General features: G+C 73.4%; 27 protein-coding genes and 1 riboswitch. Of the genes, 6 read left to right on the top strand and 21 right to left on the bottom strand.

The features are described from left to right. The first annotated feature begins 41 nt into the window (after nt 1-41). From V6U88_RS02260 to V6U88_RS02275, 4 genes are all read left to right on the top strand, one after another. The gene (locus tag V6U88_RS02260) at nt 42-824 is read left to right on the top strand and encodes an ABC transporter ATP-binding protein (RefSeq protein WP_334449409.1); all 783 of its coding nucleotides are present in this window, start codon (nt 42-44) and stop codon (nt 822-824) included. A 2-nt stretch (nt 825-826) separates the two neighbouring features. Continuing rightward, nucleotides 827-1777 carry an LLM class F420-dependent oxidoreductase gene (locus tag V6U88_RS02265; RefSeq protein ID WP_334449885.1) on the top strand — a complete coding sequence of 317 codons (951 nt, stop codon included), beginning with the start codon at nt 827-829 and terminating at the stop codon, nt 1775-1777. Then, nucleotides 1774-2082 carry a cupin gene (locus V6U88_RS02270; RefSeq protein ID WP_334449410.1) on the top strand — a complete coding sequence of 103 codons (309 nt, stop codon included), beginning with the start codon at nt 1774-1776 and terminating at the stop codon, nt 2080-2082. Before V6U88_RS02265 ends, V6U88_RS02270 begins: the two co-directional genes overlap by 4 nt. A 65-nt stretch (nt 2083-2147) precedes the next feature. After that, nucleotides 2148-5309: a hypothetical protein gene (locus tag V6U88_RS02275; protein WP_334449411.1), complete on the top strand. Its 3162-nt coding sequence runs from the start codon at nt 2148-2150 to the stop codon at nt 5307-5309. 59 nt (nt 5310-5368) lie between these two features. Here V6U88_RS02275 and thiC read toward each other — a convergent pair whose 3' ends face one another. From thiC to thiE, 7 genes are all read right to left on the bottom strand, one after another. Further along, the gene (thiC, locus tag V6U88_RS02280; protein ID WP_334449412.1) at nt 5369-6961 is read right to left on the bottom strand and encodes a phosphomethylpyrimidine synthase ThiC; all 1593 of its coding nucleotides are present in this window, start codon (nt 6959-6961) and stop codon (nt 5369-5371) included. A 17-nt stretch (nt 6962-6978) separates the two neighbouring features. Further along, on the bottom strand, nt 6979-7767 hold the full coding sequence (gene thiD, locus V6U88_RS02285) for a bifunctional hydroxymethylpyrimidine kinase/phosphomethylpyrimidine kinase (protein ID WP_334449413.1): 789 nt from the start codon (nt 7765-7767) through the stop codon (nt 6979-6981). Beyond that, nucleotides 7764-8411, bottom strand: coding sequence for a thiamine phosphate synthase (locus tag V6U88_RS02290; RefSeq protein ID WP_334449415.1), 648 nt, complete (start codon nt 8409-8411; stop codon nt 7764-7766). The genes thiD and V6U88_RS02290 overlap by 4 nt, the downstream gene beginning before the upstream one ends. Before the next feature lie 140 nt (nt 8412-8551). Then, nucleotides 8552-9331, bottom strand: coding sequence for a thiazole synthase (locus V6U88_RS02295; protein WP_334449416.1), 780 nt, complete (start codon nt 9329-9331; stop codon nt 8552-8554). Further along, a complete protein-coding gene (thiS, locus tag V6U88_RS02300; RefSeq protein WP_088960276.1) occupies nt 9328-9528 on the bottom strand; it encodes a sulfur carrier protein ThiS in 201 nt (66 codons plus the stop codon). Before thiS ends, V6U88_RS02295 begins: the two co-directional genes overlap by 4 nt. Further along, nucleotides 9519-10652, bottom strand: a complete 1134-nt coding sequence (thiO, locus tag V6U88_RS02305; protein ID WP_334449417.1) for a glycine oxidase ThiO — start codon at nt 10650-10652, stop codon at nt 9519-9521. Before thiO ends, thiS begins: the two co-directional genes overlap by 10 nt. Then, nucleotides 10646-11272, bottom strand: coding sequence for a thiamine phosphate synthase (gene thiE / locus V6U88_RS02310; protein ID WP_334449418.1), 627 nt, complete (start codon nt 11270-11272; stop codon nt 10646-10648). Before thiE ends, thiO begins: the two co-directional genes overlap by 7 nt. After that, nucleotides 11267-11374: riboswitch (TPP riboswitch) on the bottom strand. (Overlaps the previous gene by 6 nt.) A 227-nt stretch (nt 11375-11601) precedes the next feature. On the opposite strand from thiE, the gene V6U88_RS02315 reads away from it, so the two are divergent. Then, on the top strand, nt 11602-12429 hold the full coding sequence (locus V6U88_RS02315; protein ID WP_334449420.1) for an endonuclease domain-containing protein: 828 nt from the start codon (nt 11602-11604) through the stop codon (nt 12427-12429). 312 nt (nt 12430-12741) lie between these two features. Here the strand turns inward: V6U88_RS02315 and V6U88_RS02320 are convergent, their stop codons facing one another. The 3 genes from V6U88_RS02320 to V6U88_RS02330 all read right to left on the bottom strand — a co-directional run bounded on the left by V6U88_RS02320 (nt 12742) and on the right by V6U88_RS02330 (nt 16104). Beyond that, nucleotides 12742-13704 carry an aldo/keto reductase gene (locus V6U88_RS02320; RefSeq protein ID WP_334449421.1) on the bottom strand — a complete coding sequence of 321 codons (963 nt, stop codon included), beginning with the start codon at nt 13702-13704 and terminating at the stop codon, nt 12742-12744. Between the two features lie 73 nt (nt 13705-13777). Beyond that, a complete protein-coding gene (locus tag V6U88_RS02325) occupies nt 13778-15457 on the bottom strand; it encodes an ATP-binding cassette domain-containing protein (RefSeq protein WP_334449422.1) in 1680 nt (559 codons plus the stop codon). A gap of 41 nt (nt 15458-15498) precedes the next feature. Beyond that, nucleotides 15499-16104 (bottom strand): class I SAM-dependent methyltransferase, encoded by a 606-nt coding sequence (locus tag V6U88_RS02330; RefSeq protein WP_334449423.1) that lies wholly within the window; start codon nt 16102-16104, stop codon nt 15499-15501. A gap of 125 nt (nt 16105-16229) precedes the next feature. Between V6U88_RS02330 and V6U88_RS02335 the strand changes: the two genes are divergently transcribed. After that, nucleotides 16230-17315, top strand: coding sequence for a hypothetical protein (locus tag V6U88_RS02335; protein ID WP_334449425.1), 1086 nt, complete (start codon nt 16230-16232; stop codon nt 17313-17315). A 174-nt stretch (nt 17316-17489) separates the two neighbouring features. On the opposite strand, the gene truA is transcribed toward V6U88_RS02335, so the two are convergent. The 11 genes from truA to secY all read right to left on the bottom strand — a co-directional run bounded on the left by truA (nt 17490) and on the right by secY (nt 25760). Continuing rightward, nucleotides 17490-18320, bottom strand: coding sequence for a tRNA pseudouridine(38-40) synthase TruA (gene truA, locus V6U88_RS02340; RefSeq protein ID WP_334449426.1), 831 nt, complete (start codon nt 18318-18320; stop codon nt 17490-17492). 74 nt (nt 18321-18394) lie between these two features. After that, entirely contained in the window at nt 18395-18952 is a 558-nt protein-coding gene (gene rplQ / locus V6U88_RS02345) for a 50S ribosomal protein L17 (protein ID WP_334449427.1), read from the bottom strand. A gap of 34 nt (nt 18953-18986) precedes the next feature. Then, nucleotides 18987-20009, bottom strand: coding sequence for a DNA-directed RNA polymerase subunit alpha (locus V6U88_RS02350; RefSeq protein WP_334449429.1), 1023 nt, complete (start codon nt 20007-20009; stop codon nt 18987-18989). Nucleotides 20010-20105: 96 nt separating this feature from the next. Next, complete coding sequence (gene rpsD, locus V6U88_RS02355) at nt 20106-20732, bottom strand: 30S ribosomal protein S4 (RefSeq protein ID WP_154941830.1); 627 nt, start codon at nt 20730-20732, stop codon at nt 20106-20108. 14 nt (nt 20733-20746) lie between these two features. Beyond that, the gene (gene rpsK / locus V6U88_RS02360; protein ID WP_013288613.1) at nt 20747-21154 is read right to left on the bottom strand and encodes a 30S ribosomal protein S11; all 408 of its coding nucleotides are present in this window, start codon (nt 21152-21154) and stop codon (nt 20747-20749) included. Nucleotides 21155-21172: 18 nt separating this feature from the next. After that, complete coding sequence (gene rpsM, locus V6U88_RS02365) at nt 21173-21553, bottom strand: 30S ribosomal protein S13 (RefSeq protein ID WP_091079342.1); 381 nt, start codon at nt 21551-21553, stop codon at nt 21173-21175. Nucleotides 21554-21814: 261 nt separating this feature from the next. Next, nucleotides 21815-21928 carry a 50S ribosomal protein L36 gene (rpmJ, locus tag V6U88_RS02370; RefSeq protein WP_012184307.1) on the bottom strand — a complete coding sequence of 38 codons (114 nt, stop codon included), beginning with the start codon at nt 21926-21928 and terminating at the stop codon, nt 21815-21817. Nucleotides 21929-22021: 93 nt separating this feature from the next. Next, nucleotides 22022-22243, bottom strand: a complete 222-nt coding sequence (infA, locus tag V6U88_RS02375; protein WP_007073013.1) for a translation initiation factor IF-1 — start codon at nt 22241-22243, stop codon at nt 22022-22024. 585 nt (nt 22244-22828) lie between these two features. Next, on the bottom strand, nt 22829-23680 hold the full coding sequence (map, locus tag V6U88_RS02380) for a type I methionyl aminopeptidase (RefSeq protein ID WP_334449440.1): 852 nt from the start codon (nt 23678-23680) through the stop codon (nt 22829-22831). Between the two features lie 94 nt (nt 23681-23774). Beyond that, nucleotides 23775-24428, bottom strand: coding sequence for an adenylate kinase (locus V6U88_RS02385; RefSeq protein ID WP_334449442.1), 654 nt, complete (start codon nt 24426-24428; stop codon nt 23775-23777). Continuing rightward, complete coding sequence (gene secY / locus V6U88_RS02390; RefSeq protein ID WP_334449444.1) at nt 24429-25760, bottom strand: preprotein translocase subunit SecY; 1332 nt, start codon at nt 25758-25760, stop codon at nt 24429-24431. Nucleotides 25761-25813: the final 53 nt, after the last annotated feature.

Here is a 25813-nt window from a genome sequence, read left to right on the forward strand (position 1 = left end):
GTCGGATTCCTGACCGCCCACTCAGGGGAGGCCCGCCGGAGATGATCCGACTCGCCGACGTGTCGCGTACCTTCGACGGCCGCTCCGGCCAGGTCGAGGCGCTGCGCGGCATCGACCTCGCGGTCGCCGAGGGCGAGTTCGTCGCGGTGCTGGGCCGCTCCGGTTGCGGGAAGTCCACCCTGCTGCGCATGGTCGCCGGGCTGCTGCCGGTGACCAGCGGCGAGATCACCGTGGGCGGCACGGCGGTCACCCGGCCGCGCCAGGACATCGCGATGCTCTTCCAGCGGCCCGCCCTGCTCCCCTGGCGCACGGTGCTGGACAACGTCCTGCTGCCGGTGGAGATCTTCGGCTGGAGCCGGGCGAAGCACCGCGAGCGGGCCCGCCAACTGCTGGAGATGGCCGGCCTCGGAGGCTTCGAGAAGCGGCTGCCGCACGAACTCTCCGGCGGCATGCAGCAACGGGTCTCGCTCTGCCGGTCGCTGATCGGCGAGCCCCGGGTGATGCTGATGGACGAGCCCTTCTCCGCCCTCGACGCGCTCACCCGCGAGGAACTTTCCGGCGAGCTGCAACGGGTGCACATGGAGACCGGGGCCACCGTCGTCTTCGTCACCCACTCCATCGACGAGGCGGTGCTGCTGGCCGACCGGGTGGTCGTGCTCAGCCCGCGCCCGGGGCGGATCCGCAAGGTCGTCGAGGTGGCCATCCCCCGACCGCGCACCCTCGGCCGCAACGCCCACCTGGCCGACGTCGCCCGGGTCAGCGCCGAACTGCACGAACTGCTGATGGAACGCGAGACGCCGGCCGTGGCGGCGGAGGGACGATGAGCATGCGGGTGGCCGTCTTCACCGAGCCGCACCGCGGCGCCAGCTACGACGACCAGCTCCGCTTCGCGCGGCTGGTGGAGGCGGGCGGCTTCGACGGCTTCCTCCGGGCCGACCACTACCAGGCGATGGGCGACGAGCCGGGGCTGCCCGGCCCGACCGACGCCTGGCTGACCCTCGCCGCGCTGGCCCGGGAGACCACCCGGATCCGGCTCGGCACGCTGGTCACCTCGGCCACCTTCCGGCTGCCCGGACCGCTGGCCGTGATGGTCGCCCAGGTGGACCAGATGAGCGGCGGCCGGGTCGAGCTGGGCATCGGCGCCGGCTGGTACGAGCGCGAGCACACCTCGTACGGCATCCCGTTCCCCGCGGTGGGTGAACGGTTCGACCGGCTGGCCGAGCAGCTGGAGATCATCACCGGTCTCTGGCGGACCCCGGTCGGCGACACCTACACCCACCTCGGCGACCACTACCGACTGGTGGACGCGCCCGCGCTGCCCAAGCCCGTGCAGCAGCCCGGCCCGCCCGTGATCGTCGGCGGACGCGGCCCGAAGCGCACCCCCGAGCTGGCCGCCCGGTACGCGGACGAGTTCAACATGCCCTTCAAGTCGGTCGAGGAGACCGCCGGCGCGTACGAGCGGGTGCGTGAGGCGTGCGACCGGACCGGGCGTGCCGACTCCGGGCGTGCCCCGCTGGTGCTCTCCGCCGGGGTGGTGGTGGCGATCGGGCGTACCGACGCCGAGGCCCGCCGCCGGGCCGAGCCGCTGCACGTCAAGAGCGCCCTGCCGCCGGAGGACCCGGTGGTCGGCTCCCCCGCCCAACTGGTCGACCGGCTCGGCGAGTTCGCCGCGATCGGCACCACCCGGGTGCACCTGCGCCTGATCGAACTCGACGACCTGGACCACCTGGAGCTCATCGCCGGCGAGGTGCTCCCCCAGCTGAACGGAACGCGATGACCGACGTGGTCGACGGTACGGAACTCGGCCCGGTGGGCCAGGAGATCGTCTTCGAGAACGACCGGGTCCGGGTGTGGCACATCCGCCTGGAGCCGGGTGAGCGGCAGCCGCTGCACCGGCACGACCACCCGTACCTGGTGGTGGCCGTCCAGGGCGCGAAGAACGTGGTGCAGACCATCGACGGCACCCGGATCGACGCGGACGAGCCCACCGGCGGGGTGGTCTACCGGGACCCGGGTGCGGTCCACATGCTCACCAACGTCGGTGACACCACGTACCTGGCCCGCCTCGTCGAGTTGAAGTAACCCCAGGCAGTCGCCCCGCCGCGCCACAGTGGCGATCGGGCGCACCGGGCCGTAACGTGCGCGACATGGCCTTTCGGACGTGGGGCAGACTGCTGCTCACCGCATTCGGGGTGAGCGTGCTGGCCGGAGCCGGTCAGCTCGGCATCGCGTACGGGTTCGGGATCGTACGACTCAACGGCGCGTTCACGGATGTGAACAGGTGGCCGGCCCAGCTCGCCTGGGTCGGCTGGTTCGCCGTGACCGCCGCCGTGGTCGGCGCTGTGGTCACCGTCCGGCTCGCCCGCCGTCTCGGGCTGCCGGACCGCACTGGCGTGCAGCTCGCCGTCTCCGGCGCGGCCGCACTCGGCGCGACCGTCGTCGCGCCGCTCTGCATGCAACCCGCCCGGGCCGCGGAGCTGAGCACCATCGACCCGGTCTGGGCGGTCGGGATCTGCGCGATCGTCGGCGCAGTGGTCGGCGCGGGCGCGGCCTCGGCCGTGCTGCTCCGGCCGCCGCTGGGCTGGAACGTCGCCCTGCTGACCGGCGCGGTCTGGCTGATCGCGCTGGTGTCCGCCGCGCCGGCGGTGCTGTCCACCGGGGCGCTGCGCTCGGTACGGCTCGGTGTGCTGGAGCCGTCCTGGCTGGACGCGGGCGCGGCGCAGCGGCTGGCCATGCTGGTCCTCCCCGCGGTGGCGCTGCTGGCCGGCGCGACGACCGGTGCGCTGGCCCGATGGCGCGGGCACGTCCCGCTGGTCAGCGGGGCGGCCGGGGCCGCCGGCCCGGTGCTGCTCGCCTTCGCCTACCTGACCGCCGGGCCGGGCGACGCCGTCGACCGCTATCAGCTCGCCCCGTACTACGGCGCGGTGATCGCCGTCGCGGCCGGCGCCCTGGGCTCGGCCGCCGCCACGCTGCTGCGCTGGCCGCTCTTCCCGGCGGCCGGAGCCGAGCACGCCGCCGGAGCCCACAGCGCCGCCGGAGCCACCACAGCCGCCGGCGCCATCGAGCCGACCGACATCCTGCGCCCGCTGCCCGGCAGCCCGGCTCCGAGCAGCGCTTCCGGCGACGAAATGGCCACCGTGGACCTGGCCGGCGCCGCCGGCGCGGGCACCTCGCCCGGCGCCGGCACGCCGACCGGCACGGACCGGGCCGCGACCCGGACGAGCGGGCCGACCCCGGCGCACTGGGACTGGCCGGTCACCCCCGGCACCCCCACTCCGCCCGGTACCCGCCCGGACAGCGGTTCCGCCCTCGACGCCCCGGCCGTCGAACCGGTGTCGCCGACCTGGCCGGAGCCGTCCGGCCTGACCCCGGACGAGCCGTCGTACGGCGACCTGCCGACGAGCCGGCGCCCCGAGCCGGAGACCGACGCCGTCAGCACACCGGCCGCACCCCAGCCGCGGGACCGTCGCGGTACCCCGGAGCCCTGGCTGACGGCTGACCCGGCCGCGCCGACGTCCCTCGCCGGGCACCGGGCGGAGCCGACGGCGTGGGAGGCCGCGGCGGACCGGGAGGCGCCGGCGGAGTCGGCCGGCGGGGTCGAGGTCGGGGACGGAGCCGACTGGGACGGCCCGGCCGGCCGGATCACGCCGACGGCGCCAACCGGAGAGCCGGTGGTGCGCGACTCCTCCGCGCCGGTCCCGTCCGACGGGTCACGACCGGTCGACCCGGTCCGGGTTCCCGAAACCGCCGGCCCGGTCCAGGTTCCACCGACCTCCGACCCGGTCCAGGTTCCACCGGCTGCCGGGTCGGTGCAGGTCGCACCGGCTGCCGATGCGTCCGACGGGCCGCGTGCGGCCGATCCGGTCCGGGTTGCTCGGGCCGCCGATCCGGCCGACGCGCCGGCAGCGGCCGGCAAGGTCACGGTCACACCGCAGGTCGCGCCGCACCGCACCGAGGAACCGGCAGCCACCACTGACCACACCGCGACGGACGAGCAGCCGCACGAGCAGACGGCAGTGACCGCAGACCGCGCCGCGACCGCCGAGCCGGCCGAGGCGACCACCACGACCGCCGAGCCGGCCGAGGCCACCCCCGTCGCCCCCCGGCCCCGGCCGAAGCGGAACCGCAAGTCCCACTCCGCCGGACCGGACGAGCCGGTGGCGGCCACCTCCGCCACCAGCAGCGACGCCGGATCGGACAACCCGGTGGCGGCCACCTTCGCCACCACCAGCGACGCCGGATCCGACGACCCGGTGGCGACCACCGGCGCCGGTCCCACGGCTGCCACCACCGCCCCTGCCGATCCGGCCGCTGCCCCCACCGGCTCCGCCGTTCCTGCCGCTGCCACCGACTCCGCCGCTGCGGGCACCGGCCGCAAGGGCTCGGCGAAGCGGGCAGTCTGCCCCGCGACGGACCCGACAGCCGCCCCCGAGCCGGCCGACTCCCCCACCCCGGCGCCCGTCGCCCTCTCCGGCGCGGACAGCACCCCGGCCGCCGACCCCCAGCGCGCGCTCGACCGGAACCGCCTCGACCGGCCGGAACTCGACACCGCCGGGCTCGGCGAAGCCGGCCATGACACCACCGAACCCGAACCGGCCACGCCCGACCCGGCACGGTTCGACCCGGCAACGCCCGATCCGGCCCGCGCCGAGGACCCCTCGACCGCGTCCACGAAGGACGACGCCAGCTACGCGCCGGATCCCCGGCCCGACATGCGGGCGTCGGGCGCGGACCGCATCTCGGCGCGCCACACCCCGCCCACCGCCGCTGCCACACCCGCCGCCGAGCCAGCGCCCCGCCCCCGGCACCAACTGCCCGACCTGAACAGCGCGGTGAGCTGGAACGCCTTCACCGCTCCCCGCCCCGCGCCGGCACCGCCCCGGGCCGACCTGCCGTTCCCGGACCACGGTCCGGAAGAGGAACCGAAGCCGGTCACCTTCCGGTGGGACGCGGACGACGCCCGGCCCGGCACCCCCGGTACGGCGAGCCGATCGACCGACCTGCCCGCCGCCGAGGTCCCCGCCGACGAACGCCGCGAGGCCGAGCCCCGACGAGCCGAGCAGGAGCCGAAGAACGAGCGGGAGCCGGCGGCAGACCGGTCCCGGCCGAAGCGGAGCCTGTTCCGCCGCAACAAGGCGCGCGCCGCCGAGCCGCCGGCCGAGGCGCCCGAGGCGGAGCCGCTCGCCGCGCAGGACGAGGAGTACGTCGACTGGGTCGCCGGCCTGAGCCGGCCGCTGGCCGACAACGAGCCGGAGACGGAGAGCGGCCGCCGCTCGCTGCGCTCCAGCGGTCGCCACCACCGGGACTGAGGAAGCACAGCGGTCCGGCGACGGTGCCCGCCGTCGCCCGACCGGCGTGGTTTCTCCGGTCAGGCCATCGGCAGGTAGACCCGACCGCCGGAGGAGACGAACTCCGCCGACTTGTCCTGCATACCGCGCGCGGCGTACTCCTTCAGCTCCTGCGTGATCTTCATGGAGCAGAACTTCGGTCCGCACATCGAGCAGAAGTGCGCGGTCTTCGCTGGCTCGGCGGGCAGCGTCGCGTCGTGGTACGACCGGGCGGTCTCCGGGTCCAGCGAGAGGTTGAACTGATCCTCCCAGCGGAACTCGAACCGGGCCTTGGAGAGCGCGTCGTCCCAGGCCTGCGCGCCGGGGTGGCCCTTGGCCAGGTCGGCCGCGTGCGCCGCGATCTTGTACGCGATCACGCCCGCCTTCACGTCGTCCCGGTCCGGCAGCCCGAGGTGCTCCTTCGGCGTGACGTAGCAGAGCATCGCGGTGCCGAACATGCCGATCATCGCCGCGCCGATGGCCGAGGTGATGTGGTCGTACGCGGGGGCGATGTCCGTGGTCAGCGGGCCGAGCGTGTAGAACGGGGCCTCGTGGCACCACTCCTGCTGGAGGTCCACGTTCTCCTTGATCTTGTGCATCGGCACGTGGCCCGGGCCCTCGATCATCACCTGCACGTCGTACTCCCAGGCGATCTTCGTCAGCTCGCCGAGGGTACGCAGCTCGGCGAACTGCGCCTCGTCGTTGGCGTCCGCGATCGACCCGGGCCGCAGCCCGTCGCCGAGGGAGAACGTGACGTCGTAGCGGGCCAGGATCTCGCACAGCTCCCGGAAGTTGGTGTAGAGGAAGTTCTCCTCGTGGTGCGCCAGGCACCAGGCCGCCATGATCGACCCGCCCCGGGAGACGATCCCGGTGACCCGGTCCACGGCCAGCGGCACGTACGGCAGCAGCACCCCGGCGTGCACGGTCATGTAGTCGACGCCCTGCTCGGCCTGCTCGACGACGGTCTCCCGGAACACCTCCCAGCTCAGCTTCACCGGGTCGCCGCCGACCTTCTCCAGCGCCTGGTAGATCGGCACGGTCCCGATCGGCACCGGCGAGTTGCGCACGATCGCCTCGCGGGTCTCGTGGATCCGCTTGCCCGTCGACAGGTCCATCACGGTGTCCGCGCCCCAGCGGGTCGCCCAGGTCAGCTTCTCCACCTCCTCGGCCACCGAGGAGGTGACCGCCGAGGTGCCGATGTTGGCGTTCACCTTGACCAGGAACGCCTTGCCGATGATCGCCGGCTCGCACTCGGGGTGGTTGACGTTGAGCGGCAGCACCGCCCGACCGGCGGCGATCTCGTCCCGGACGAACTCGGGCGCCACCCCCTCCCGGATCGCCACGAACTCCATCTCCGGCGTGACCACCCCGGCCCGCGCGTACGCGAGCTGCGTCGGCCGCTTGCCGTGCGTCCCGGCCAGTGGCGTACCCGCGCCCCGCGCCGGCGCCACGTCGCCGCGTTCGGCGATCCACTCCCCGCGCAGCGGCGGCAGCCCCACCTCCGGGTCGGAGCCCGGGCCGGAGGTGTCGTAGAGGCGCAGCGGTGGGTTGTCCCCGGTCAGCTCCACCTCGGCGAACGGCACCCGGACGTCCGGCCGTGACCCCTCGACGTAGACCTTGCGACGTGCCTGCATGACAGCCTCCCTGATGGTCAACCGGACCAGCCGAAGTGGTCCAGCGGGCCGCGTCCCGCGCCCAGTTCCCAGTCCCGCCCGCCGGTCAGCGCGCGGGTGACGTACTCCTTGGCTGCGGCGACGGCGACCGGCACCGGGTCGCCCGCCGCGAGCCGGACGGCGATCGCCGCCGAGAATGAGCAGCCGGTGCCGTGGGTGTGCCGGGTCCGCACCCGGGGCGCGCGCAGCAGGATGGTCGTCCCGCCGCCGCAGAGCACGTCGACCGACTCGCCGCCGGCGTCCACGTCACCGCCGGTCACCACCACGTGCGCCGGGCCGCCGGCGGCGATCGCCTCGGCGGCGACCGCCATCTCCTCCACCGTGGTCACCGGACGTCCGGTGAGGGCGGCGGCCTCCGCGCAGTTCGGCGTCGCCACCTCCGCGTACGGCAGCAGTCGCTCGACCGCCTCCACCACGCCGAGCGGGTGTCCGCTGGTGGCGACCAGCACCGGGTCGACGACGAGGTGCGGCAGCCGTCCGGCCTTCGCCGCCTCGGCCACGGCGTCGGCGACCGCCGGGGTGCCGAGCATCCCGGTCTTCACCGCCCGGACGCGGAAGTCGCCGAGCACGCTGTCGAGCTGCTCGGTGACCGTGCGCGGGGGCAGTGGCAGGACGGCGTCGACGCCCCGGGTGTTCTGCGCGGTGACGGCGGTGAGCACGCTGGTCCCGTACGCGCCGAGGGCGGCGAAGACCTTCAGGTCGGCCTGGATGCCGGCACCGGCACCGGAGTCCGAGCCGGCGATGGTGAGGACGGTCGTCGGGGTCATGGCGTATCTCCCGGGGTCGCTGTGGGGGGCTGCGCCGTCTCGACGGCCTCGGTCAGGAGGGCGGCGGCCTCGGCCGGGTCTTCGGCTCGCATGATCGCGCCGAGCACGGCGACGCCCACGGCTCCCGCCTCGACGCAGGCGTGCACCTGGTCAGCGGTGTCGATGCCGCCCAGGGCGAGGACCGGCACGGGGCTGGCCTGGATCAGCTCGGCGAGCCCGTCCCGGTGCAGAGGTGGGCCGTAGCCGGGTTTCGTCCTGCTGGGGAAGACGGGCGAGAGGGTGGCGTAGTCCTCTGTACTGAGTCGGGCCAGTTCCGACCGGTCGTGGCAGGAGCGTCCGACCAGGCCGAGGGCCGGCGGCGGGTAGGGGCCGGCCGACGGCAGGTGGACGGCGTCGCCGTCGAGGGGATCGGGGCCGGCGACGATCAGGGTGCCGCCCACCTCGGCGAGGAGGGGGCGCAGCGCGGCGGCGAGGGCGGCGCGTTCGTCGCGGGGCAGATCCTTTTCCCGCAGCACCACCCAGCGCACTCCCCCGGCCACGGCCGCCGCCACCACCTCGGGCAGCGGCCGCCGGGCCTGCCAGCGATCGGTGAGCACCACCAGCCCCGAGGGCACCGCCGCGCCGTGCGGCACTGCACCCGACACCACCGCACGCGCCACCGGCGCGACGAGCCGCCCCGAACCGGCTCGCCGCGAGTCCGTGGGCGACCCGCCGGGGCGTGGCGCACGCACTCCGGCCGCCTCGGGCGGCCCGTCGACCGTCAGCCGCCCCGCCCGGGTCGCCGTCACAGGTCGGGCCTTCCCTCGTCCGGGGTGGAGGCGAGAGCGTGGAAGCGGCGGGCGATCCGCCCTGCGCCGTACGCGAGCCGGCCCGCCTCGACCGCGTGCCGCATCGCGGTGGCCATCGCCACCGGGTCGGCGGCCCGGGTCACCGCACTGGCCAGCAGCACCGCGTCGCAGCCCAGTTCCATGGCGAGCGCCGCGTCGGAGGCGGTGCCGATGCCGGCGTCGAGGATCACCGGCACGTCCACGTTCTGCCGGATCAGCCGGATGTGATGCGGGTTGGTCACGCCCAGCCCGGAGCCGATCGGCGCGCCGGCCGGCATCACCGCGGCGCACCCCACGTCGGCCAGCCGGCGGGCCAGGATCGGGTCGTCGGAGGTGTACGGCAGCACGGTGAACCCGTCGGCGACCAGTTCCTCGGCGGCGCGCAGCAGCTCCACCCCGTCGGGCAGCAGAGTCCGCTCGTCGCCGATCACCTCCAGCTTCACCCAGTCGGTGTCGAACGCCTCCCGGGCCAGGTGGGCCACCTTCACCGCCTCGCCGGCGGTGTAGCAGCCGGCGGTGTTCGGCAGCAGCCGCACCCCGCACCGGTCCAGCACGTCGAGCAGCCCGCCGGCGGCGCCGGGGGCGGTGTCCACGCGGCGCAGCGCCACGGTGACCACTTCGGTCCCGGACGCCCGGACCGCCTCCTCCAGCACGTGCAGGTTGGCCGCGCCGCCGGTGCCGAGGATGAGCCGGGACCCGAGGGTGACCCCGCCGATGGTGAACGTCATCCCGCTCACCCGCCCTGGGCGGCGCTGAGAACCTCGACCCGGTCGCCGTCGCGCAGCACGGTCGCCGGCCAGCCGGTGCGCGGCACCACCTCGCCGTTGACCGCGACCGCGAGGCCGCGCCGCTGCTCGGTGACCGCGCGGACCAGGTCCGCCACGGTCGACCCGCCGGGCAGGTCGCGGCCGGCGCCGTTGACGATCAGTTGCACGTCTCCTCCTCGGTGGCAGGCATGGTCCGGTCCGGGACGAGCGGCCGGGCGGCGGCGGTGAACCGGTCCGGGGCGAACGGGGCGAGCAGCGGGCCCGGCGCACCGGTGACCACCAGTTCGGTGATCAGGTCGGCGGTGACCGGGGTGAGCACGATGCCGTGCCGGTGGTGGCCGGTGGCGGCCAGCACACCGGGCCGGTCCGGCAGCGGTCCGAGGATCGGCGCGTTGTCCGGCGTACCGGGGCGCAGCCCGGCGGCGGCCTCGACCAGGTCGTACTCGGCCAGGTCGGGGACGAGGTCGACGGCGGCGCGGAGCAGCCGCAGCACCGCACCGGCGGTCACCTCGGTGTCGGCGCGCTCCTCGACGGTCGCCCCGAGGACCACCTCGCCGTCGGTGCGGGGCACCAGGTAGACCGACTCGCCGTCGGCGTACCCCCGGATCACGTGCCGGAAGTCCGGCGTGCCGCGACCGGGCGCGCGCAGCCGGAGCACCTGTCCCTTGACCGGCCGGACCGGCAGGCCGGTGAGCGCGGCGGCGCCGCAGCCGGCGGCGACCACGGTGACCCGGGCGTCGACGTCGGCGAGGCGGGCCACCGCACCGGGCACCAGCCGGGCACCGGCCCGCTCGGCCGCCGTGCGCAGCGCGGCCACCAGCCGCCGCGGGTCGACCTGGTGGTCGCCCGGCGCGACCGCGCCGCCGCGCACCCGAGGGGCCAGCGCCGGTTCGCGGTCCCGCAGCTCCGAGGGGCGCAGCGGCGTGATCGGCAGTCCCAACCCCTGCTGGTACGACCAGAGTCGCCGCGCCTCGGCCAGGTCGTCAGCGGTCAGCCCGACCACCAGCGTGCCGTCGGTGCGGTACCCGAAGTCGGTGCCGGCGGCCTCGGCCAGCTCGGCGGCGAAGCCCGGCCAGCGGGCCGCCGACTCGGCCAGCAGCCCGGTCAGCTCCTGCTCCCCGAAGTACGCCTCGGCGACCGGCGAGAGCATCCCGGCGGCCACGTGGGACGCGCCGGAGCCGGGGGCCCGATCGTGCACGACGACGCGCAGCCCGCGCGCGGCGCAGCGCCAGGCGATCGCCAGCCCGACCGGTCCCGCCCCCACCACGGCGACGTCCGGTCGGGTCAGCACGTCAGGGCCCCGAGCAGTTCCGCCGTCGCCCGCCCGGGATCGGCGGCCCCGGACAGCGCTCCGACCACCGCCACCCCGTACGCCCCGGCGGCCCGCAGCGCCGGCACCGACGCGGCGGTGACCCCGCCGATCGCGATCACCGGCACGGCGACGGCCTCGGCGACGGCGCGTACCCCGTCGGGGCCGATCGGCGCCGGCAGGCCGATCTTGGTGGTGGTGGCGTGGCAGGGGCCCACGCCCAGGTAGCTGGCCCCGGCGGCGACCGCCTCGGCGGCGGCGACCGGTTCCCGGGCAGTGGCGCCGAGCACGGCGGCCGGGCCGAGCACCGCACGGGCCGCCCCGACCGGCAGGTCGTCCGCGCCGACGTGGCCGCCGGCGGCACCGACCGCGAGCGCCACGTGCAGCCGATCGTTGACCAGGCACGTCGCCCCGTACGGCGTGCAGAGCGCGAGCACCCGGCGGGCCAGGTCGTACGCCTGCCGGTCGGTGGCGTCGTCGCCCACCCGGACCTGTACGACCAGCTCGGCGCGGGCCACCGGCAGGGCGGCGCGCAGCACGGCGAGCGGATCGCGCCCCGGCCGGGTGTCGGTGATCAGATGCAGTCGTCCCAGGGACGGCACGGCAACACTCCTCCCTGCGCCGGCATTACCCGGATCAGGTTCGACGGTCGGGGGCTTCAGCCCCCCTCTCAGCCCGGTGCACCGGGCTCCCGTGGGTCACTTGCGGCCATACCGTACGACGGATCCGCCGATCCGCCAAGGGCGGGGGTGCGCTTTTCCCACGGACCGTCCCAACTCGACGGTGTGGGCAGCGCGTGACCGGCCGCTCACGCCATGCTGTCCTGATGCCCTCGCCGCCCCGGATTCCGCGCCGCCTCGCGTTCCTGCCGTTCCGGGGCAGCCGGGCCGTCGCGGAGGGTCTGCTCAGCTGGACCTAGCTGCGGGGACGGGTGTGGCACCGACTGCTGCCCGACGTCTACGTGCACCGCGACGGGTACCGCGTGGACGACCATCGGATGTGGCGCGACGCGGTCGCGCTGCTGCTGCCACCGGACGCGGCCATCGCCGGACACAGCGCCGCCTACCTGTGGGGAGCCGATCTCCTCGCCCGGGACGCGCCGGTCACCGTGCTGCTTCCCCGGACGGCGCGGATGCGGGCACATCCTCGCATCCACATCAGCCGGTCGGCGGTGCCGGAGACCGACCGGACGCGGTTCGCCGGGCTGCCGGTCACCACGGGGTTGCGCACCGCCCTCGACCTCGGGCGACAGGGCAGCCTCTCCGACGCGGTGGTCGCCGTCGACGCGCTGCTGCACCGTCGGGTGGTCAAGCTGCCCGCCCTCCGGGTGTACGCCGGCGCGCATGCAGGCTGGCGGGGGATGCCGCTGCTGCGGGAGGTCCTGGCGCTGGCGGAGCCGTTGGCGGAGTCGCCGATGGAGACGAGGCTCCGCCTGCTCCTGCTCGATTCGGGACTCGGCCCGGTCACCGCCCAGCACGACGTGCACGACGGGCGCGGCCGATTCGTCGGCCGGGTCGATCTGGCCTGGCCCGCCCTCCGTGTCGCGGTCGAGTACGACGGCGACCACCACCGCGAGCGCGCGCACTTCCGCCAGGACGTCGCCCGGCTGAACGCGCTCCGAGCGGCGGGCTGGATCGTCCTCCGCTTCACCGCCGACGACGTCCTGCGCCACGCCACCCGCACCATCGCCCTGATCACCCAGGCGCTACGCGAACGCCAGGCTCAGCGGAACGCCATGGGTGTCACCAACCCACGGTGACACCCATGGCGCTCCACCCACCACCGTCGCCCCCGGCATGCGGGGCGGCTGCCCTCACCGCCGCCGCGCTAGGGCAGGCCGTCCACCCACCGCCGCGCGCTCCGGCAGGCCGTCTGCCCACCGCCGCGCTCGGCCAGGCCGGGACGCCAACGGCGCGCCCCACGCCGCTGGCGTCCCGGCCCGTCGGTCGGCGGAACACCATGGGTGTCACCGGCCTGCGGAGACACATGGTGTTCCACTCGGCGTTGTCTGCAGGTGGCGACGAGGCCTGGGCGGCGGTCGGGCCGCGCGGGGCGGCGGGTGCCCCGGCGGTCAGAGGATGGCGTCGAGGGCGTCGAGGTCCTCGTCGGTGGGCTGCCAGGTGCCGGCCTCGGCGTTCGCGTGCACCTGCTCCGGCGTGGTGGCGCCCGCGATCACCGAGGTCACCGCCGGGCGGGCGGCCAGCCCGCCGATCGCCACCTGGAGCATCGACAGTCCGCGCTCGGCGGCGTACGCCTCGATCGCCTCGATCCTGTCCCAGTCCGCGGCGGCGAGGCGCTGGGCGTACCGGCCGCCGCCGGAGAGCCGGCTGCCCGCGGGCGGCGCCTCGTTGCGCTTGTACTTGCCGGTGAGCAGGCCGTTGGCGAGCGGGAAGAACGGCAGCATGCCGAGGCCGAACCGCTCGCAGGCGGGAATGACCTCGGCCTCGACGGAGCGTTCCAGCAGGCTGTAGTGGTTCTGCGCGGAGATGAAGCGGGCCCGGCCGTTGGAGGAGGCGACCCAGTCGGCGTCGGCGATCTGCCAGCCGGCGAAGTTGGAGTTGCCGAGGTAGCGGACCTTGCCGGCGTGTACCAGGTCGTCCAGGGCGGCGAGGGTCTCGTCGATCGGGGTGCCGGGGTCGGGCTCGTGCATCTGGTACAGGTCGATGTGGTCGGTGCCGAGTCGGCGCAGCGACGCCTCCACCGCGCGGGCGATGTAGCGGCGGGCACCCCGGGCGCCGTGGTCGGGGCCGTTCATGCCGTGCATGTCCATGCCGAACTTGGTGGCCACCACCACGTCGTCCCGGCGCCCCTTGAGCGCCTGGCCGAGCAGTTCCTCGGAGCCGCCCTGCGGCTCGCCGTAGATGTCGGCGGTGTCGAAGAAGTTGATCCCGGCGTCGAGCGCGGCGTCGACCACCGCCCGGGTGCCGTCGAGGTCGAGCTTGCGGCCGAAGTTGTTGCAGCCGATGCCGACCACGGACACCACGAGCCCGGAGTCGCCCAACCGGCGGTACGTCATCTCAGTCACGAGATCCACCCTATGCCGACCGGGAGCCGCCGGACGGGCGACCGCCCCGCCCCGGGCGAGCACCGGCCCGGGGCGGGGAAGGTCAGCGCACGTCCCAGACCGGCTCGGGGGTCTCCACCACCTCGCCGTCGCCGCCGAAGAGCACGAACCGGTCGAACGAGCGGGTGAACCAGCGGTCGTGGGTCACCGCGACCACCGTCCCGGAGAACGCGGCCAGCCCGGCCTCCAGCGCCTCGGCGGAGGCGAGGTCGAGGTTGTCCGTCGGCTCGTCGAGCAGCAGCAGGGTCGCCCCGGACAGTTCCAGCAGCAGCACCAGGAAGCGCGCCTGCTGCCCGCCGGAGAGGGTGCCGAACCGCTGGTCGCCCTGCGCGGCCAACTCGTACCGGCTGAGCGCCGCCATCGCGGCGTGCCGGTCCATCCCGGCCCGGTGCTCGTCGCCCCGCCAGAGGATGTCGACCAGCGCCTTCTCCACCAGTTCGGGCCGGTCGTGGGTCTGGGAGAAGTGGCCGGGCCGGACCCGCGCGCCGAGCCGGACGGTGCCGTCGTGGGCCACCGGGGCCAGCGCGGCCGCACCGTCGACCGGGCCGTTGGCCGGGTCGGGGTCGGTGCCGCCCCGCGCCAGCAGCCGCAGGAAGTGCGACTTGCCCGTCCCGTTGGCGCCGAGCACGGCGACCCGGTCGCCGTACCAGAGCTCCAGGTCGAAGGGGTAGGTCAGGCCGTCGAGTTCCAGCTGCTCGCAGATGACCGCGCGCTTGCCGGTCCGCCCGCCGGCCAGGCGCATCCGGATGTCCTGGTCCTTCGGGGGTACGGGCGGCGGCCCGGCCTCCTCGAACTTGCGCAGCCGGGTCTGCGCGGCCTGGTACCGCGACGCCATCCCCGAGTTGTACGCGGCCTTCTGCTTGTACATCAGCATCAGCTCGCGCAGCTTCTCGTGTTCCTCGTCCCAGCGTTTGCGCAGCTCGTCGAGGCGGTCGTGCCGGGCCACCCGGGCGCTGTGCCAGCTGGCGAAGCCGCCCGGGTGCACCCAGGCGCTGCCGCCCTCGACGGCGACCACCCGGTCGGCGGTCTGCGCCAGCAGCTCCCGGTCGTGCGAGACGTAGAGCACGGACTTGCCGGACTCGCGCAGCCGCGCCTCCAGCCAGCGCTTGCCCGGCACGTCGAGGAAGTTGTCCGGTTCGTCGAGGAGCAGCACCTCGTCGGTGCCACGCAGCAGCAGCTCCAGGGCGAAGCGTTTCTGCTGGCCGCCGGAGAGGGTCCGCACCGGGCGGTCCCGGGCGGCGTCCCAGGGCAGGTCGAGCACGATGGTGGCGACGGTGTCGAAGAGCACCTCGGCGTCGTACCCGCCGGTCTCGCCCCAGGCGGCGAGCGCGTCCGCGTACGCCAGCTGGGCCCTGCCGGCGGCGGTGCTGTACTTGCCGCGCAGCTCGGCCGCCCGCATGGCCGCCTCGGTCTCGGCGAGCCGGCGGCCGGCGTCGCGCAGCGCCGGCGGGGCGAGCGAGAGCGCCAGGTCGGCGAGCGTGGTGTCGTCCCCGATCATGCCGATGAACTGCCGCATCACGCCGAGGCCGCCGGCCCGGGCGACGCCGCCGGTCTTCACCGGCAGGTCCCCGGCGACCATCCGCAACAGCGTCGTCTTGCCGGCGCCGTTCGGGCCGACCAGGGCGACCTTGGCGCCCTCACCGACCCGGAACGACACGTCGGCGAAGAGTTCCCGGCCGTCGGGCAGGATGTGCCCGACCCCTGCCACGTCCACGTATCCCACGCCGGCATCCTGCCGGAGCGGGCGGGGCGGGCGACACTCGATTACCGGGTGAGCCGCAGCACCCGGTAGCCCTTCTGGCTGGCGTGCCGCTCGACCTGCCAGCCGGAGTCGACCAGCCAGCGGTGCAGCGAGTCGCCGCCGAGGTGGCGGGCCACCACCAGCCAGGCGACGCCGTCCGGGGCGAGCCGGGGCAGCCAGCGGCGCAGCAGCTCGTGCAGTTCCGCCTTGCCGATCCGGATCGGCGGGTTGGACCAGATCTGGGCGAAGGTGACGTCGGCCGGCACCTCGTCGGGTGCCACCGCGCGGACCCGGTCGGCGGCGCCGACCCGGCGGGCGTTCTCGGTGGTGAGGGCGCGGGCCCGCGCGTTGACGTCGACCGCCCAGACGGTGGCGGCGGGCGCGGTGCTGGCCAGCACGCAGCTGATCGGCCCGAAGCCCGAGCCGATGTCGAGCAGGTCACCGTCGGTGGTGGCGGCCGGCAGCTCCGCCTTGCGCAGCAGGACGGCGGTGCCGGGGTCGAGCCGGTCGGCGGAGAACACCCCACCGGCGGAGGCCAGTGTGTAGTCGCGCCCGGCGACGGAGAACTCGACCTCCCGCGGCTGCGCCGCCGCGGTGGGTTCGGTGCTGAAGTAGTGGTCGCCGGTCACGTCCGGCATTCTCCCATCGCCCCGCAGCCCGGTCGCGGTCGCCTCGGCGGGCAGCGCCGACGCGCCCGCGCGGGAATTTCCCGATATTACCCCCTAAAGGGGCAATGCATCCTACTCTGGGCGACATGGTGTATCGGTACGAGTCCGATGAGGACGCCTTCGTGGAGTACCCGCGGTCCGGGTCGGACCTGCCGGAGTTCACCCCCGGCCCGCCCGCGCCGGCCGGGCCGTCTCCGTCCCGCTTCCCCACTCCGTCGCTGCCGCGGACCACGCGGCCGGCCCTCCCGGCCGCCGAGCCGATCCCGGTCCGCTCGTCCGTCCAGACTCCACCGCCACCCCCGCTCCCCCGCGAGTACGCCCCGGCCGAGCCGCTGGACCCGCCCCGGTCCAGCCGGTCCGACTCCGGGCGCGGCGGTGGTCGGCTCTGGCAGGTGATCGTCGGCGGCGCGGCCGTGCTGGTGCTGCTCGCGCTCTGCGGCCTCGGTGCGGCGGCCCTGCTCGCCGAGCGCTCGCCGGACGCCGACCGCACGGCCTCCGCCCCGCAGCCCACCACCGCCGCCCCGGCCACCGAACCGGCCGCCGGCGACCTCGACTCCCGCGACACCGACCAGCAGCCGCTGACCGCCCGCGAGGTCTTCCCCGGCAGGAAACTGGTGGTGACCGACGGACGACCCGCCTACGACGTGCTGAAGACGCACTCGGGCGGCAGCTGCGCGGTCGCCGTCACCGGCGAGATCGCCGACCTGCTGGTCCGGCTCGGGTGCAGCCAGGTGGTCCGGGGCACGCTGCGCTCCCCCGACGGCGATCACCTGCTCACCGCCGGGCTGTTCAACCTGACCGACAAGGCCAGCGCGCAACGGGTCCGGGACCGGATCCGGCAGCTGCTCGACGAGCGGCAGGGCCGCTTCCGTGGCCTGGCCGCCGGCGACGGCACCGAGGCGATCACCACCGCCGCGGCCCGGGTCGGCTGGCAGGTACGCGGCCACTACATCGCCTACTGCCTGGTCGTCCGCGCCGACGGCGGGCCCGTGCCGGGCGGTGACACGGCGGTCCGCGACATCATCTACGACATGATCGAGCTGCACCTCGACAAGGGCGTGCTCGAACGCCGGGCCGCCGGCGGCACGGCCGTCCAGCCCACCGCGAAGGCGACCGAGGGCACCGGCACGCAGCGCGGGGACGCGACTCCCGAGGAACTGCCCGGCGACTGAGCCCCGCCGGTCGACGGCGAGCGACGCGAGGCCCGGTCCGAGTTCTGCGGACCGGGTCTCGTCGCGTCTCCGGACAGCCCGGGCGTCGGCCCGGTGTGCGGCAGAGTTCGGGCCTCGGCCCGATGCGCGACGGTGCCCGGGCGTCGACCCGGTGGGCGGCGGAGTCCCGGGGGGTCAGGCCTCGCTGGCGACCCGCAGCCGGCGGGTGAGGTCGGCGCGGCGGGCGTACTCGGCCGGGTCGTCCGGGTAACCGACCGCGACCAGGGTCAGTCCGTGCGCCGCCGCGACGGTCACCTCGCTGGAACGTTCCCGGCGGCTCAGCAGGCTCGCCGGCCACGCGACCGGCCGCCGGCCGTCCCCGGCGACCAGCATCGCCCCGACCAGGCTGCGCACCATCGCCTGGCAGAACGCGTCGGCCTGCACGGTGGCCACGAGGATGCCGTCCGGGTCGCGCCGCCAGTCCAACCGGGTCACCTCGCGCAGCGTGGTGGCGTTCTCCTTGCGCCGGCAGTACGCGGCGAAGTCGTGCTCCCCCACCAGCCCGGCCGCGGCGGCGTTCAGTGCGGCCAGGTCCAGCGGCTTCGGCCAGGCGAGGGTGTCGTGCCGGCGCAGCGGCTCGGCGCCCCACGGGGCGTCGGTCACCCGGTACTCGTAGCGGCGGAAGGTCGCCGAGAAGCGGGCGTCGAAGTCGGCGGGCACCTCGCTCATCGCGCGGACCCGCACGTCGGTCGGGAGCAGCCGGGCCAGCCGGCGCAGCAACCGGCCGTCGTGCTCCCGCCACACGGCGGTGGGCAGGTCGAGGTGGCAGACCTGGCCGGTGGCGTGCACCCCGGCGTCGGTACGGCCGGCGACGGTCAGCCAGGTCGCCGTGCCCGCGCCGAGGACCAGGTCCAGCGTCTCGGTCAGCACCCCGGCGACGGTGCGCCGGGTCGGCTGGGCCGCCCAGCCGGAGAAACCGGTGCCGTCGTAGGAGACGTCCAGCCGCAGCCGGGTCCGCTCGTCCACCTCGTACCTCCCGTTCACGCCGTCGGGCCCGGCACCCCAGGAAGGGATGCCGGGCCCGACGATGACGCCTGTGCTCAGGCCTTGTTCTCGCTGGCCTCGTCGCTGTCCTCGCGGGCGGCGTCGGTGTCACCGGACGCCGACACCGGCGGCTCGGAGTCCTGGTCGCCCGAGTTCGACTCCGGGGTCTCCTCGGCCGGGGCGAGCGCCTCGACCTTGTCCTGCTGCGCGGCCTTGCGGGCGGCGGTCTTCTTGTTCGCCTTCGGCTCGGCGACCTGCAGCTCCTCGACCAGCTCGATGACGACCATCGGAGCGTTGTCACCCTTGCGCGGACCGGTCTTCACGATCCGGGTGTAGCCGCCGGGGCGGTTGGCGTACCGGGGCGCGATCTGGTCGAACAGGGCGTAGACCACGTCCTTGTCCTTGACGACGCCCAGCACCCGCCGGCGCGCGGCCAGGTCGCCGCGCTTGGCCTTGGTGATGAGCTGCTCGGCCAGCGGACGCAGCCGCCGGGCCTTCGTCTCGGTGGTCTTGATCTTGCCGTGCTGGAACAGCGCGGTGGCCAGGTTGGCCAGCATCAGCCGCTCGTGCGCGGGGCTGCCGCCGAGGCGGGGGCCCTTGGTGGGCGTGGGCATGCTTGGTGCTCCTCAGGTGTGGCGGCAGCGCGGACTAGAGCTGCTCGGTCTCGCGGTAGTCGTCGGTGTCGTAGTCGGCCTCGCCGAAGGCGTCCACGACGTGCGCCGGGTCGAAGTTCGGAGCCGAGTCCTTCAGCCCGAGACCCATCCCGGCGAGCTTCATCTTGACCTCGTCGATCGACTTCTGACCGAAATTCCGGATGTCGAGGAGGTCGGCCTCGGTGCGCCCGATGAGCTCACCAACGGAGTTGATGCCCTCGCGCTTGAGGCAGTTGTAGGAGCGGACGGTCAGGTCCAGCTCCTCGATCGGCAGGGCCAGGTCCGCCGCCAGCTGGGCGTCCTGCGGGGACGGCCCGATGTCGATGCCCTCGGCGGTCTCGTCCAGCTCCCGGGCCAGGCCGAAGAGCTCCACCAGCGTCGAACCGGCGGAGGCCAGCGCGGTGCGCGGGCCCATCGACGGCTTGGTCTCGACGTCGATGATCAGCCGGTCGAAGTCGGTCCGCTGCTCGACGCGGGTCGCCTCGACGCGGTACGTCACCTTGAGCACCGGCGAGTAGATCGAGTCGACCGGGATCCGGCCGATCTCGGCGCCGGACTGCTTGTTCTGCGCCGCCGTGACGTAGCCGCGACCCCGCTCGACGGTCAGCTCCATGTCGAGCCGGCCCTTGCCGTTGAGGGTGGCGAGCTTCAGGTCCGGGTTGTGCACCGAGACGCCGGCCGGGGGCTGGATGTCACCCGCGGTCACGTCGCCCGGGCCCTGCTTGCGCAGGTACATGCTGACCGGCTCGTCGTGCTCGGAGCTGACGTTCAGCTCCTTGATGTTCATGACGAGCTCGACCACGTCCTCCTTGACCCCGGGGATCGTGGTGAACTCGTGCAGCACACCGTCGATCTTGATCGAGGTGACCGCCGCACCCGGGATGGACGACAGCAGCGTACGACGCAGCGAGTTGCCCAGGGTGTAGCCGAAACCGGGCTCCAGCGGCTCGATGGTGAACCGGGACCGGGTCTCGTTGATCGACTCCTCGGAGAGGGAGGGTCGCTGGCTGATGAGCATCTTTTCTCTTCTCTTCCGGGACGCCCGCTATTTGACGCCCACGACACAAACTGTTCCGGTGGCCCGCCCCGGAGGACGGGCCACCGCAACGAGCCCTTACTTGGAGTAGAGCTCGACGATCAGCTGCTCCTGGACCTGGGTGTCGATCACCTGGCGGGCCGGGAGCGAGTGCACGAGGATCTTCATCTGGCTCGGGATGGCCTCAAGCCACGCCGGAACCGACCGCGAACCGGCCTGAGCCTGCGCCACCAGGAACGGGGTGAGCTCCTTGCTCTTGCCCCGGACCTCGATGATGTCGTGCTCCTTGACGCGGTACGACGGGATGTCGACCTTCTTGCCGTTCACGGTGAAGTGGCCGTGCTTGACCAGCTGGCGGGCCTGGTCACGCGAGCTGGCGTAGCCGGCCCGGTAGACCACGTTGTCCAGCCGCGACTCGAGGATCTGCAGGAGAACCTCACCGGTCTTGGCCTTCTTGCTCACGGCCTCTTCGTAGTAGCCGCGGAACTGCTTCTCCAGCACGCCGTAGACACGACGGGCCTTCTGCTTCTCACGGAGCTGGAGCAGGTACTCCGTCTCCTTCGTGCGGCCGCGGCCGTGCTGCCCGGGCGGGAACGGCCGGGACTCGAACGGGCACTTCGGACCATCGCACTTGCTGCCCTTGAGGAACAGCTTCATCTTCTCCCGCCGGCAACGGCGGCAGTCAGCACCGGTGTAACGAGCCATCTCTCTCTAACCTCTCAGACCCGGCGACGCTTCGGCGGACGGCACCCGTTGTGCGGCTGCGGGGTGACGTCGGAGATCTGCCCGACCTCGAGGCCCACGGCCTGCAGCGAACGGATGGCGGTCTCCCGGCCGGAGCCGGGGCCCTTGACGAACACGTCGACCTTGCGCATGCCGTGCTCCATCGCCCGACGCGCGGCGGCCTCGGCGGCGAGCTGCGCGGCGAACGGGGTCGACTTGCGGGAGCCCTTGAAGCCCACCTGGCCGGAAGAGGCCCAGGAGATGACCGCACCGGTCGGGTCCGTGATGGACACGATGGTGTTGTTGAAGGTGCTCTTGATGTGCGCCTGCCCGTGGGCGACGTTCTTGCGTTCCTTGCGCCGGACCTTCTTGACGGCGGCTCCGGCACGAGCCTTCGGTGGCATAAGTCTGTGCGCTCCTAGTTACTTCTTGCCGGGCTTCTTCTTGCCGGCGACGGTCCGCTTCGGGCCCTTGCGGGTCCGCGCGTTGGTCTTGGTCCGCTGGCCACGCACGGGCAGGCCCCGGCGGTGCCGGATGCCGGCGTAGCAGCCGATCTCGACCTTGCGGCGGATGTCAGCGGCGACCTCGCGGCGCAGGTCGCCTTCAACCTTGTAGTTGCCCTCGATGTGGTTGCGGAGCTGGACCAGCTCCTCATCCGTGAGGTCCCGAACGCGCTTGTCCGGCGAGATGCCGGTAGCGGTGAGCGTCTCCAGGGCGCGGGTACGGCCGACCCCGAAGATGTAGGTGAGCGCGATCTCCATCCGCTTCTCGCGGGGGAGGTCGACGCCGACTAGACGTGCCATGTGCGGGCGTACTCCTCGTGATGTTGTGGCGGAGGTCTGGACCCGTCCCACCCCGCTACCGGCCGTCCCGTCCTTCCGACGCTGTCAGCGCCGGCGACCGGGAACGGTCGTGCCCAAGCGGGCCCCGGCCTCCGACCGGGGGTCAACCACGATTGAGTACGCGCTGCGTACCGCTCGCGGCTGGGACGAGCTGATGATGTGCTGTCTGGATCTGCGGCCCGGACCGATCCGACCGGCCGTGTCACGACCGGTGGGACTGGTTCAGCCCTGGCGCTGCTTGTGGCGCGGGTCGGTGCAGATGACCATGACCCGGCCGTGCCGGCGGATCACCCGGCACTTGTTGCAGATCCTCTTGACGCTCGGCTTGACCTTCACGGTTGCCTTACTTCCCATCTGGCCCGGTGGCGCGACGGTGCGCGACGCCGGACGTCGAAGACGGACACGGGGACGTCCCGGCCGTCGTCAGGATTACTTGTAGCGGTAGACGATGCGCCCGCGGGTCAGGTCGTACGGCGAAAGTTCGACGACGACCCGGTCCTCCGGCAGGATGCGGATGTAGTGCTGCCGCATCTTGCCGCTGATGTGAGCCAGCACCTTGTGGCCGTTCGCGAGCTCCACCCGGAACATAGCGTTCGGCAGGGGCTCGATGACCCGACCCTCGATCTCGATGGCTCCGTCTTTTTTCGGCATGTCCTCCGCTGTCCTGACGTCGGTTACTCCGGACGGCCCACAACGTCTTACACGGGCACCCGACCAAGATCGAAAAGCCCGCGCCAGCCGCGGCTCCGACTCCCACCGAAGCGCGTAGTGGGCATGCCGGAGTGGACGCTGTGCGCCGATCTGAAAGTGTACGCCCGCGTGCGGGCCGTCGCCAAACCGGCCACCCCGGCCGTCACCCGGAGGTAGGAAAACGGACACCGAGTGCCGTGTCCCCCGCCGGCTCCGCCCGTCCCCCTGTTCGCCGGTGACGGCGTGGCCGGGTCGGCGTGCGCCCGGAGCACTCACCCCGCCAGACGCTGTCGAGCTGATGTCGCAGCTGAATCAAGGCCCCCCACCGACCGGGTGACCCGATCCCGGCCTGGACAGCTACCCGGCCGACCCGGCTCCCGGCGCTCCACGACTGGCAGACCTCGCCCCGCCCGGCTGGCCGTGCTGGTCACAGCCCACCATTCGGCCTGAGTCGTTTGCGTCATCAGCTCCACAGCGCGCCAGACAGGCCCTCACCCGCCCCGCCGCACCCTTTGTCCGGGTCGGCGCGATCGACCCCGCCCCGGATCAGGACGCGGCGGACTCGGCCGGCTGCCGGGCGGTGACCAGGTCACCCAGTCGGGCCCGCCCGCCGTCGAAGGCGGTCAGCACCCAGACCCCGTCGGGCAGCAGCGCCATGGAGTGCTCCACGTGCGCCGCCATCGACCGGTCCCGGGTGACGACGGTCCAGCCGTCGGCCAGTTCGGCGGTGCGCGGCGAACCCATGGTGATCATCGGCTCGATCGCCAGCGCCAGGCCCGGCACCAGGCGCGGGCCCTTGCCCGGCCGGCCGTGGTTGAGCACGTGCGGGTCCTGGTGCATCTCGGTGCCGATGCCGTGCCCGCCGTAGCCGTCGACGATGCCGTACCGGCCGCCCTTGCGGACCGCGTTCTCCACGGCGTGCGAGATGTCGGTCAGCCGGCCCTTGCCGCTGGCGGCGCCCCGGGCGGCGGCGGCGATACCGGCCCACATCGCGTCCTCGGCAACCTCGGCCATCTTCAGCAGCGCCGGGTCGACCTCGCCCACGCCCACGGTGATCGCGGCGTCGCCGTGCCAGCCGTTCAGCACCGCGCCGCAGTCGATGGAGATCAGGTCGCCGTCGCGGAGCACCTGCTGCGCCGACGGGATGGCGTGCACCACCTGCTCGTTGACCGACGAGCAAATCGAGGCGGGGAAGCCGTGGTAGCCCTTGAACGAGGGAACGGCCCCGGCCTCGCGGATCGTCGACTCGGCGATCGCGTCCAGATCGGCGGTGCTGACCCCGGGGGCGACGGCCTCCCGCATCCGGCGCAGGGCCTCGGCGACCACCAGGCCGGCGGCCCGCATCTTCTCGATCTGGTCGGGGGTCTTCAGCTGGATGTCCAGCTGGGGACGGCGCATGGAGCGGTTACCTTTCGTTGCCGGACAGCGAACAGCGGGGCACGTCTCGCGTACCCCGCTGCCCGCACTCTATCCGCCGGATGCCGGCAGGACCTCAGCCGCCGTACGACCGCAGCGCGTCGATGGCGCGGACCGTGACGTCCTCCACCGGCCCGGTGGCGTCGATCCCGACCAGCTTGCCCTGGGCGCCGTAGTAGTCGACCAGCGGCGCGGTCTTCTCGGCGTACTCCCGCAGGCGGGCCGCGATCGTCTCCGGCTTGTCGTCGTCCCGCTGGAACAGCTCGGCGCCGCAGCGGTCGCAGATGCCCTCGCGCGTCGTGGCGTCGAACTCGACGTGCCAGATCTTGCCGCAGCCGCGGCAGGTGCGCCGGCCGGAGAGCCGCCGGATCACCTCGTCGTCGTCGACGACCAGCTCCAGCACCAGGTCCAGCGCGGTGCCGAGGTCCGCGAGGAGCTTGTCCAGCGCGGAGGCCTGCGGCGTCGTACGCGGGAAGCCGTCGAGCAGGAAGCCGTCGGAGGCGTCCGGCTCGGCGAGCCGGTCCCGGACCATGTTGATGGTCACCTCGTCCGGGACCAGCTTGCCGGCGTCCATGTACCGCTTGGCCTCGACGCCCAGCGGCGTGCCCTGCGAGACGTTCGCCCGGAAGATGTCACCGGTCGAGATCTTCGGCACCGAGAGGTGCGCGGCGATGAACTCCGCCTGTGTGCCCTTGCCCGCGCCCGGCGGGCCAACCAGAACGAGTCGCATCTACCGCAGGAACCCTTCGTAGTTCCGCTGCATGAGTTGGCTCTCGATCTGCTTCACGGTCTCGAGACCGACGCCGACCATGATGAGCACAGCGGTACCGCCGAACGGGAAGTTCTGGAACTGCTGGCTGTTCAGCCAGATGAAGAAGAAGTTCGGCAGGATTGCGACGATGCCCAGGTAGAGCGCGCCCGGCAGGGTGATCCGGCTGAGGATGAAGTCCAGGTAGTCGGCGGTCGGCTTGCCGGGGCGGATGCCCGGCACGAAGCCGCCGTACTTCTTCATGTTGTCCGCGACCTCGGTCGGGTTGAACGTGATCGACACGTAGAAGTACGTGAAGAAGATGATCAACAGGAAGTAGATCGCGATGTAGATCGGGCTGCTCGGGTCGACCAGGTTGTTCTGGATCCACGCCTGGGTCTTGCCCGGGTTGTTCTGGTCGAAGAACTGCAGCGCCAGCTGCGGCAGGTAGAGCAGCGACGAGCCGAAGATGACCGGGATGACACCCGCCTGGTTGACCTTCAGCGGGATGTAGGTCGAGGTGCCGCCGTACATCCGCCGGCCGATCATCCGCTTGGCGTACTGCACCGGGATCCGGCGCTGCGCCTGCTCGATGAAGCAGACCGCGGTGATGACCAGCAGGACCAGGACCAGGACGAGGGAGAACTTGCCCCAGCCCTCGTTGGTCTTGATCTTCCAACCCTCGCTGGGGAGCCGGGCGGCGATCGAGGTGAAGATGAGGACGGACATGCCGTTGCCGACGCCGCGGTCGGTGATCAGCTCACCGAGCCACATCACCATGCCGGTACCGGCGGTCATCGTCATGACCAGGATGCTCAGCGTCAGCCAGTCCGGGATACCGGTCCCCTCGGGGATGATCGGGAACTGGTCGCAGCGGTTCTGGAAGAGCTGCCCGGAGCGGGCCAGCGCCACGAAGGCCGACGACTGGAGGATGCCCAGGCCGAGGGTGAGGTAGCGGGTGTACTGGGTGATCTTCGCCTGGCCGGCCTGCCCCTCCTTGCGGAGGTGCTCCAGCCGGGGAATGACCACCGTCAGCAGCTGCAGGATGATCGACGCGGTGATGTAGGGCATGATGCCCAGCGCGAAGACCGAGAGCTGCAGCAGCGCACCCCCGGAGAAGAGGTCCAGCAGGTTCAGCACCCCGGTGCTGCCGCCGTCCTGGATGGTGTCGAGGCACTTCTGCACGTTGCCGTACGAGACGCCGGGGCTGGGCAGAGTGGCGCCGAGCCGGTAGACCGCGATGATGCCTACTGTGAACAGCAGCTTCTTGCGCAGGTCAGGCGTACGGAACGCACTGAGAAAGGCGGACAGCAACTTCTTCCTCCTGCGCGAGGCGGGCCGCCGGTGATCCCTGGCGGGGCGGGGTG

The sequence above is a fragment of the Micromonospora sp. CPCC 205739 genome (assembly GCF_036906795.1).
Lineage (GTDB): Bacteria > Actinomycetota > Actinomycetes > Mycobacteriales > Micromonosporaceae > Micromonospora.

What these genes read in the sequence shown, in the direction of transcription:
- V6U88_RS02260 (WP_334449409.1), top strand. Translation starts at nt 42, where the DNA reads ATGATCCGACTCGCCGACGTGTCGCGTACCTTCGACGGCCGCTCCGGC.
- V6U88_RS02265 (WP_334449885.1), top strand. Translation starts at nt 827, where the DNA reads ATGCGGGTGGCCGTCTTCACCGAGCCGCACCGCGGCGCCAGCTACGAC.
- V6U88_RS02270 (WP_334449410.1), top strand. Translation starts at nt 1,774, where the DNA reads ATGACCGACGTGGTCGACGGTACGGAACTCGGCCCGGTGGGCCAGGAG.
- V6U88_RS02275 (WP_334449411.1), top strand. Translation starts at nt 2,148, where the DNA reads ATGGCCTTTCGGACGTGGGGCAGACTGCTGCTCACCGCATTCGGGGTG.
- thiC (WP_334449412.1), bottom strand. Translation starts at nt 6,961, where the DNA reads ATGCAGGCACGTCGCAAGGTCTACGTCGAGGGGTCACGGCCGGACGTC.
- thiD (WP_334449413.1), bottom strand. Translation starts at nt 7,767, where the DNA reads ATGACCCCGACGACCGTCCTCACCATCGCCGGCTCGGACTCCGGTGCC.
- V6U88_RS02335 (WP_334449425.1), top strand. Translation starts at nt 16,230, where the DNA reads ATGGTGTATCGGTACGAGTCCGATGAGGACGCCTTCGTGGAGTACCCG.
- rplQ (WP_334449427.1), bottom strand. Translation starts at nt 18,952, where the DNA reads ATGCCCACGCCCACCAAGGGCCCCCGCCTCGGCGGCAGCCCCGCGCAC.
- V6U88_RS02350 (WP_334449429.1), bottom strand. Translation starts at nt 20,009, where the DNA reads ATGCTCATCAGCCAGCGACCCTCCCTCTCCGAGGAGTCGATCAACGAG.
- rpsD (WP_154941830.1), bottom strand. Translation starts at nt 20,732, where the DNA reads ATGGCTCGTTACACCGGTGCTGACTGCCGCCGTTGCCGGCGGGAGAAG.
- rpsK (WP_013288613.1), bottom strand. Translation starts at nt 21,154, where the DNA reads ATGCCACCGAAGGCTCGTGCCGGAGCCGCCGTCAAGAAGGTCCGGCGC.
- rpsM (WP_091079342.1), bottom strand. Translation starts at nt 21,553, where the DNA reads ATGGCACGTCTAGTCGGCGTCGACCTCCCCCGCGAGAAGCGGATGGAG.
- infA (WP_007073013.1), bottom strand. Translation starts at nt 22,243, where the DNA reads ATGCCGAAAAAAGACGGAGCCATCGAGATCGAGGGTCGGGTCATCGAG.
- map (WP_334449440.1), bottom strand. Translation starts at nt 23,680, where the DNA reads ATGCGCCGTCCCCAGCTGGACATCCAGCTGAAGACCCCCGACCAGATC.
- V6U88_RS02385 (WP_334449442.1), bottom strand. Translation starts at nt 24,428, where the DNA reads ATGCGACTCGTTCTGGTTGGCCCGCCGGGCGCGGGCAAGGGCACACAG.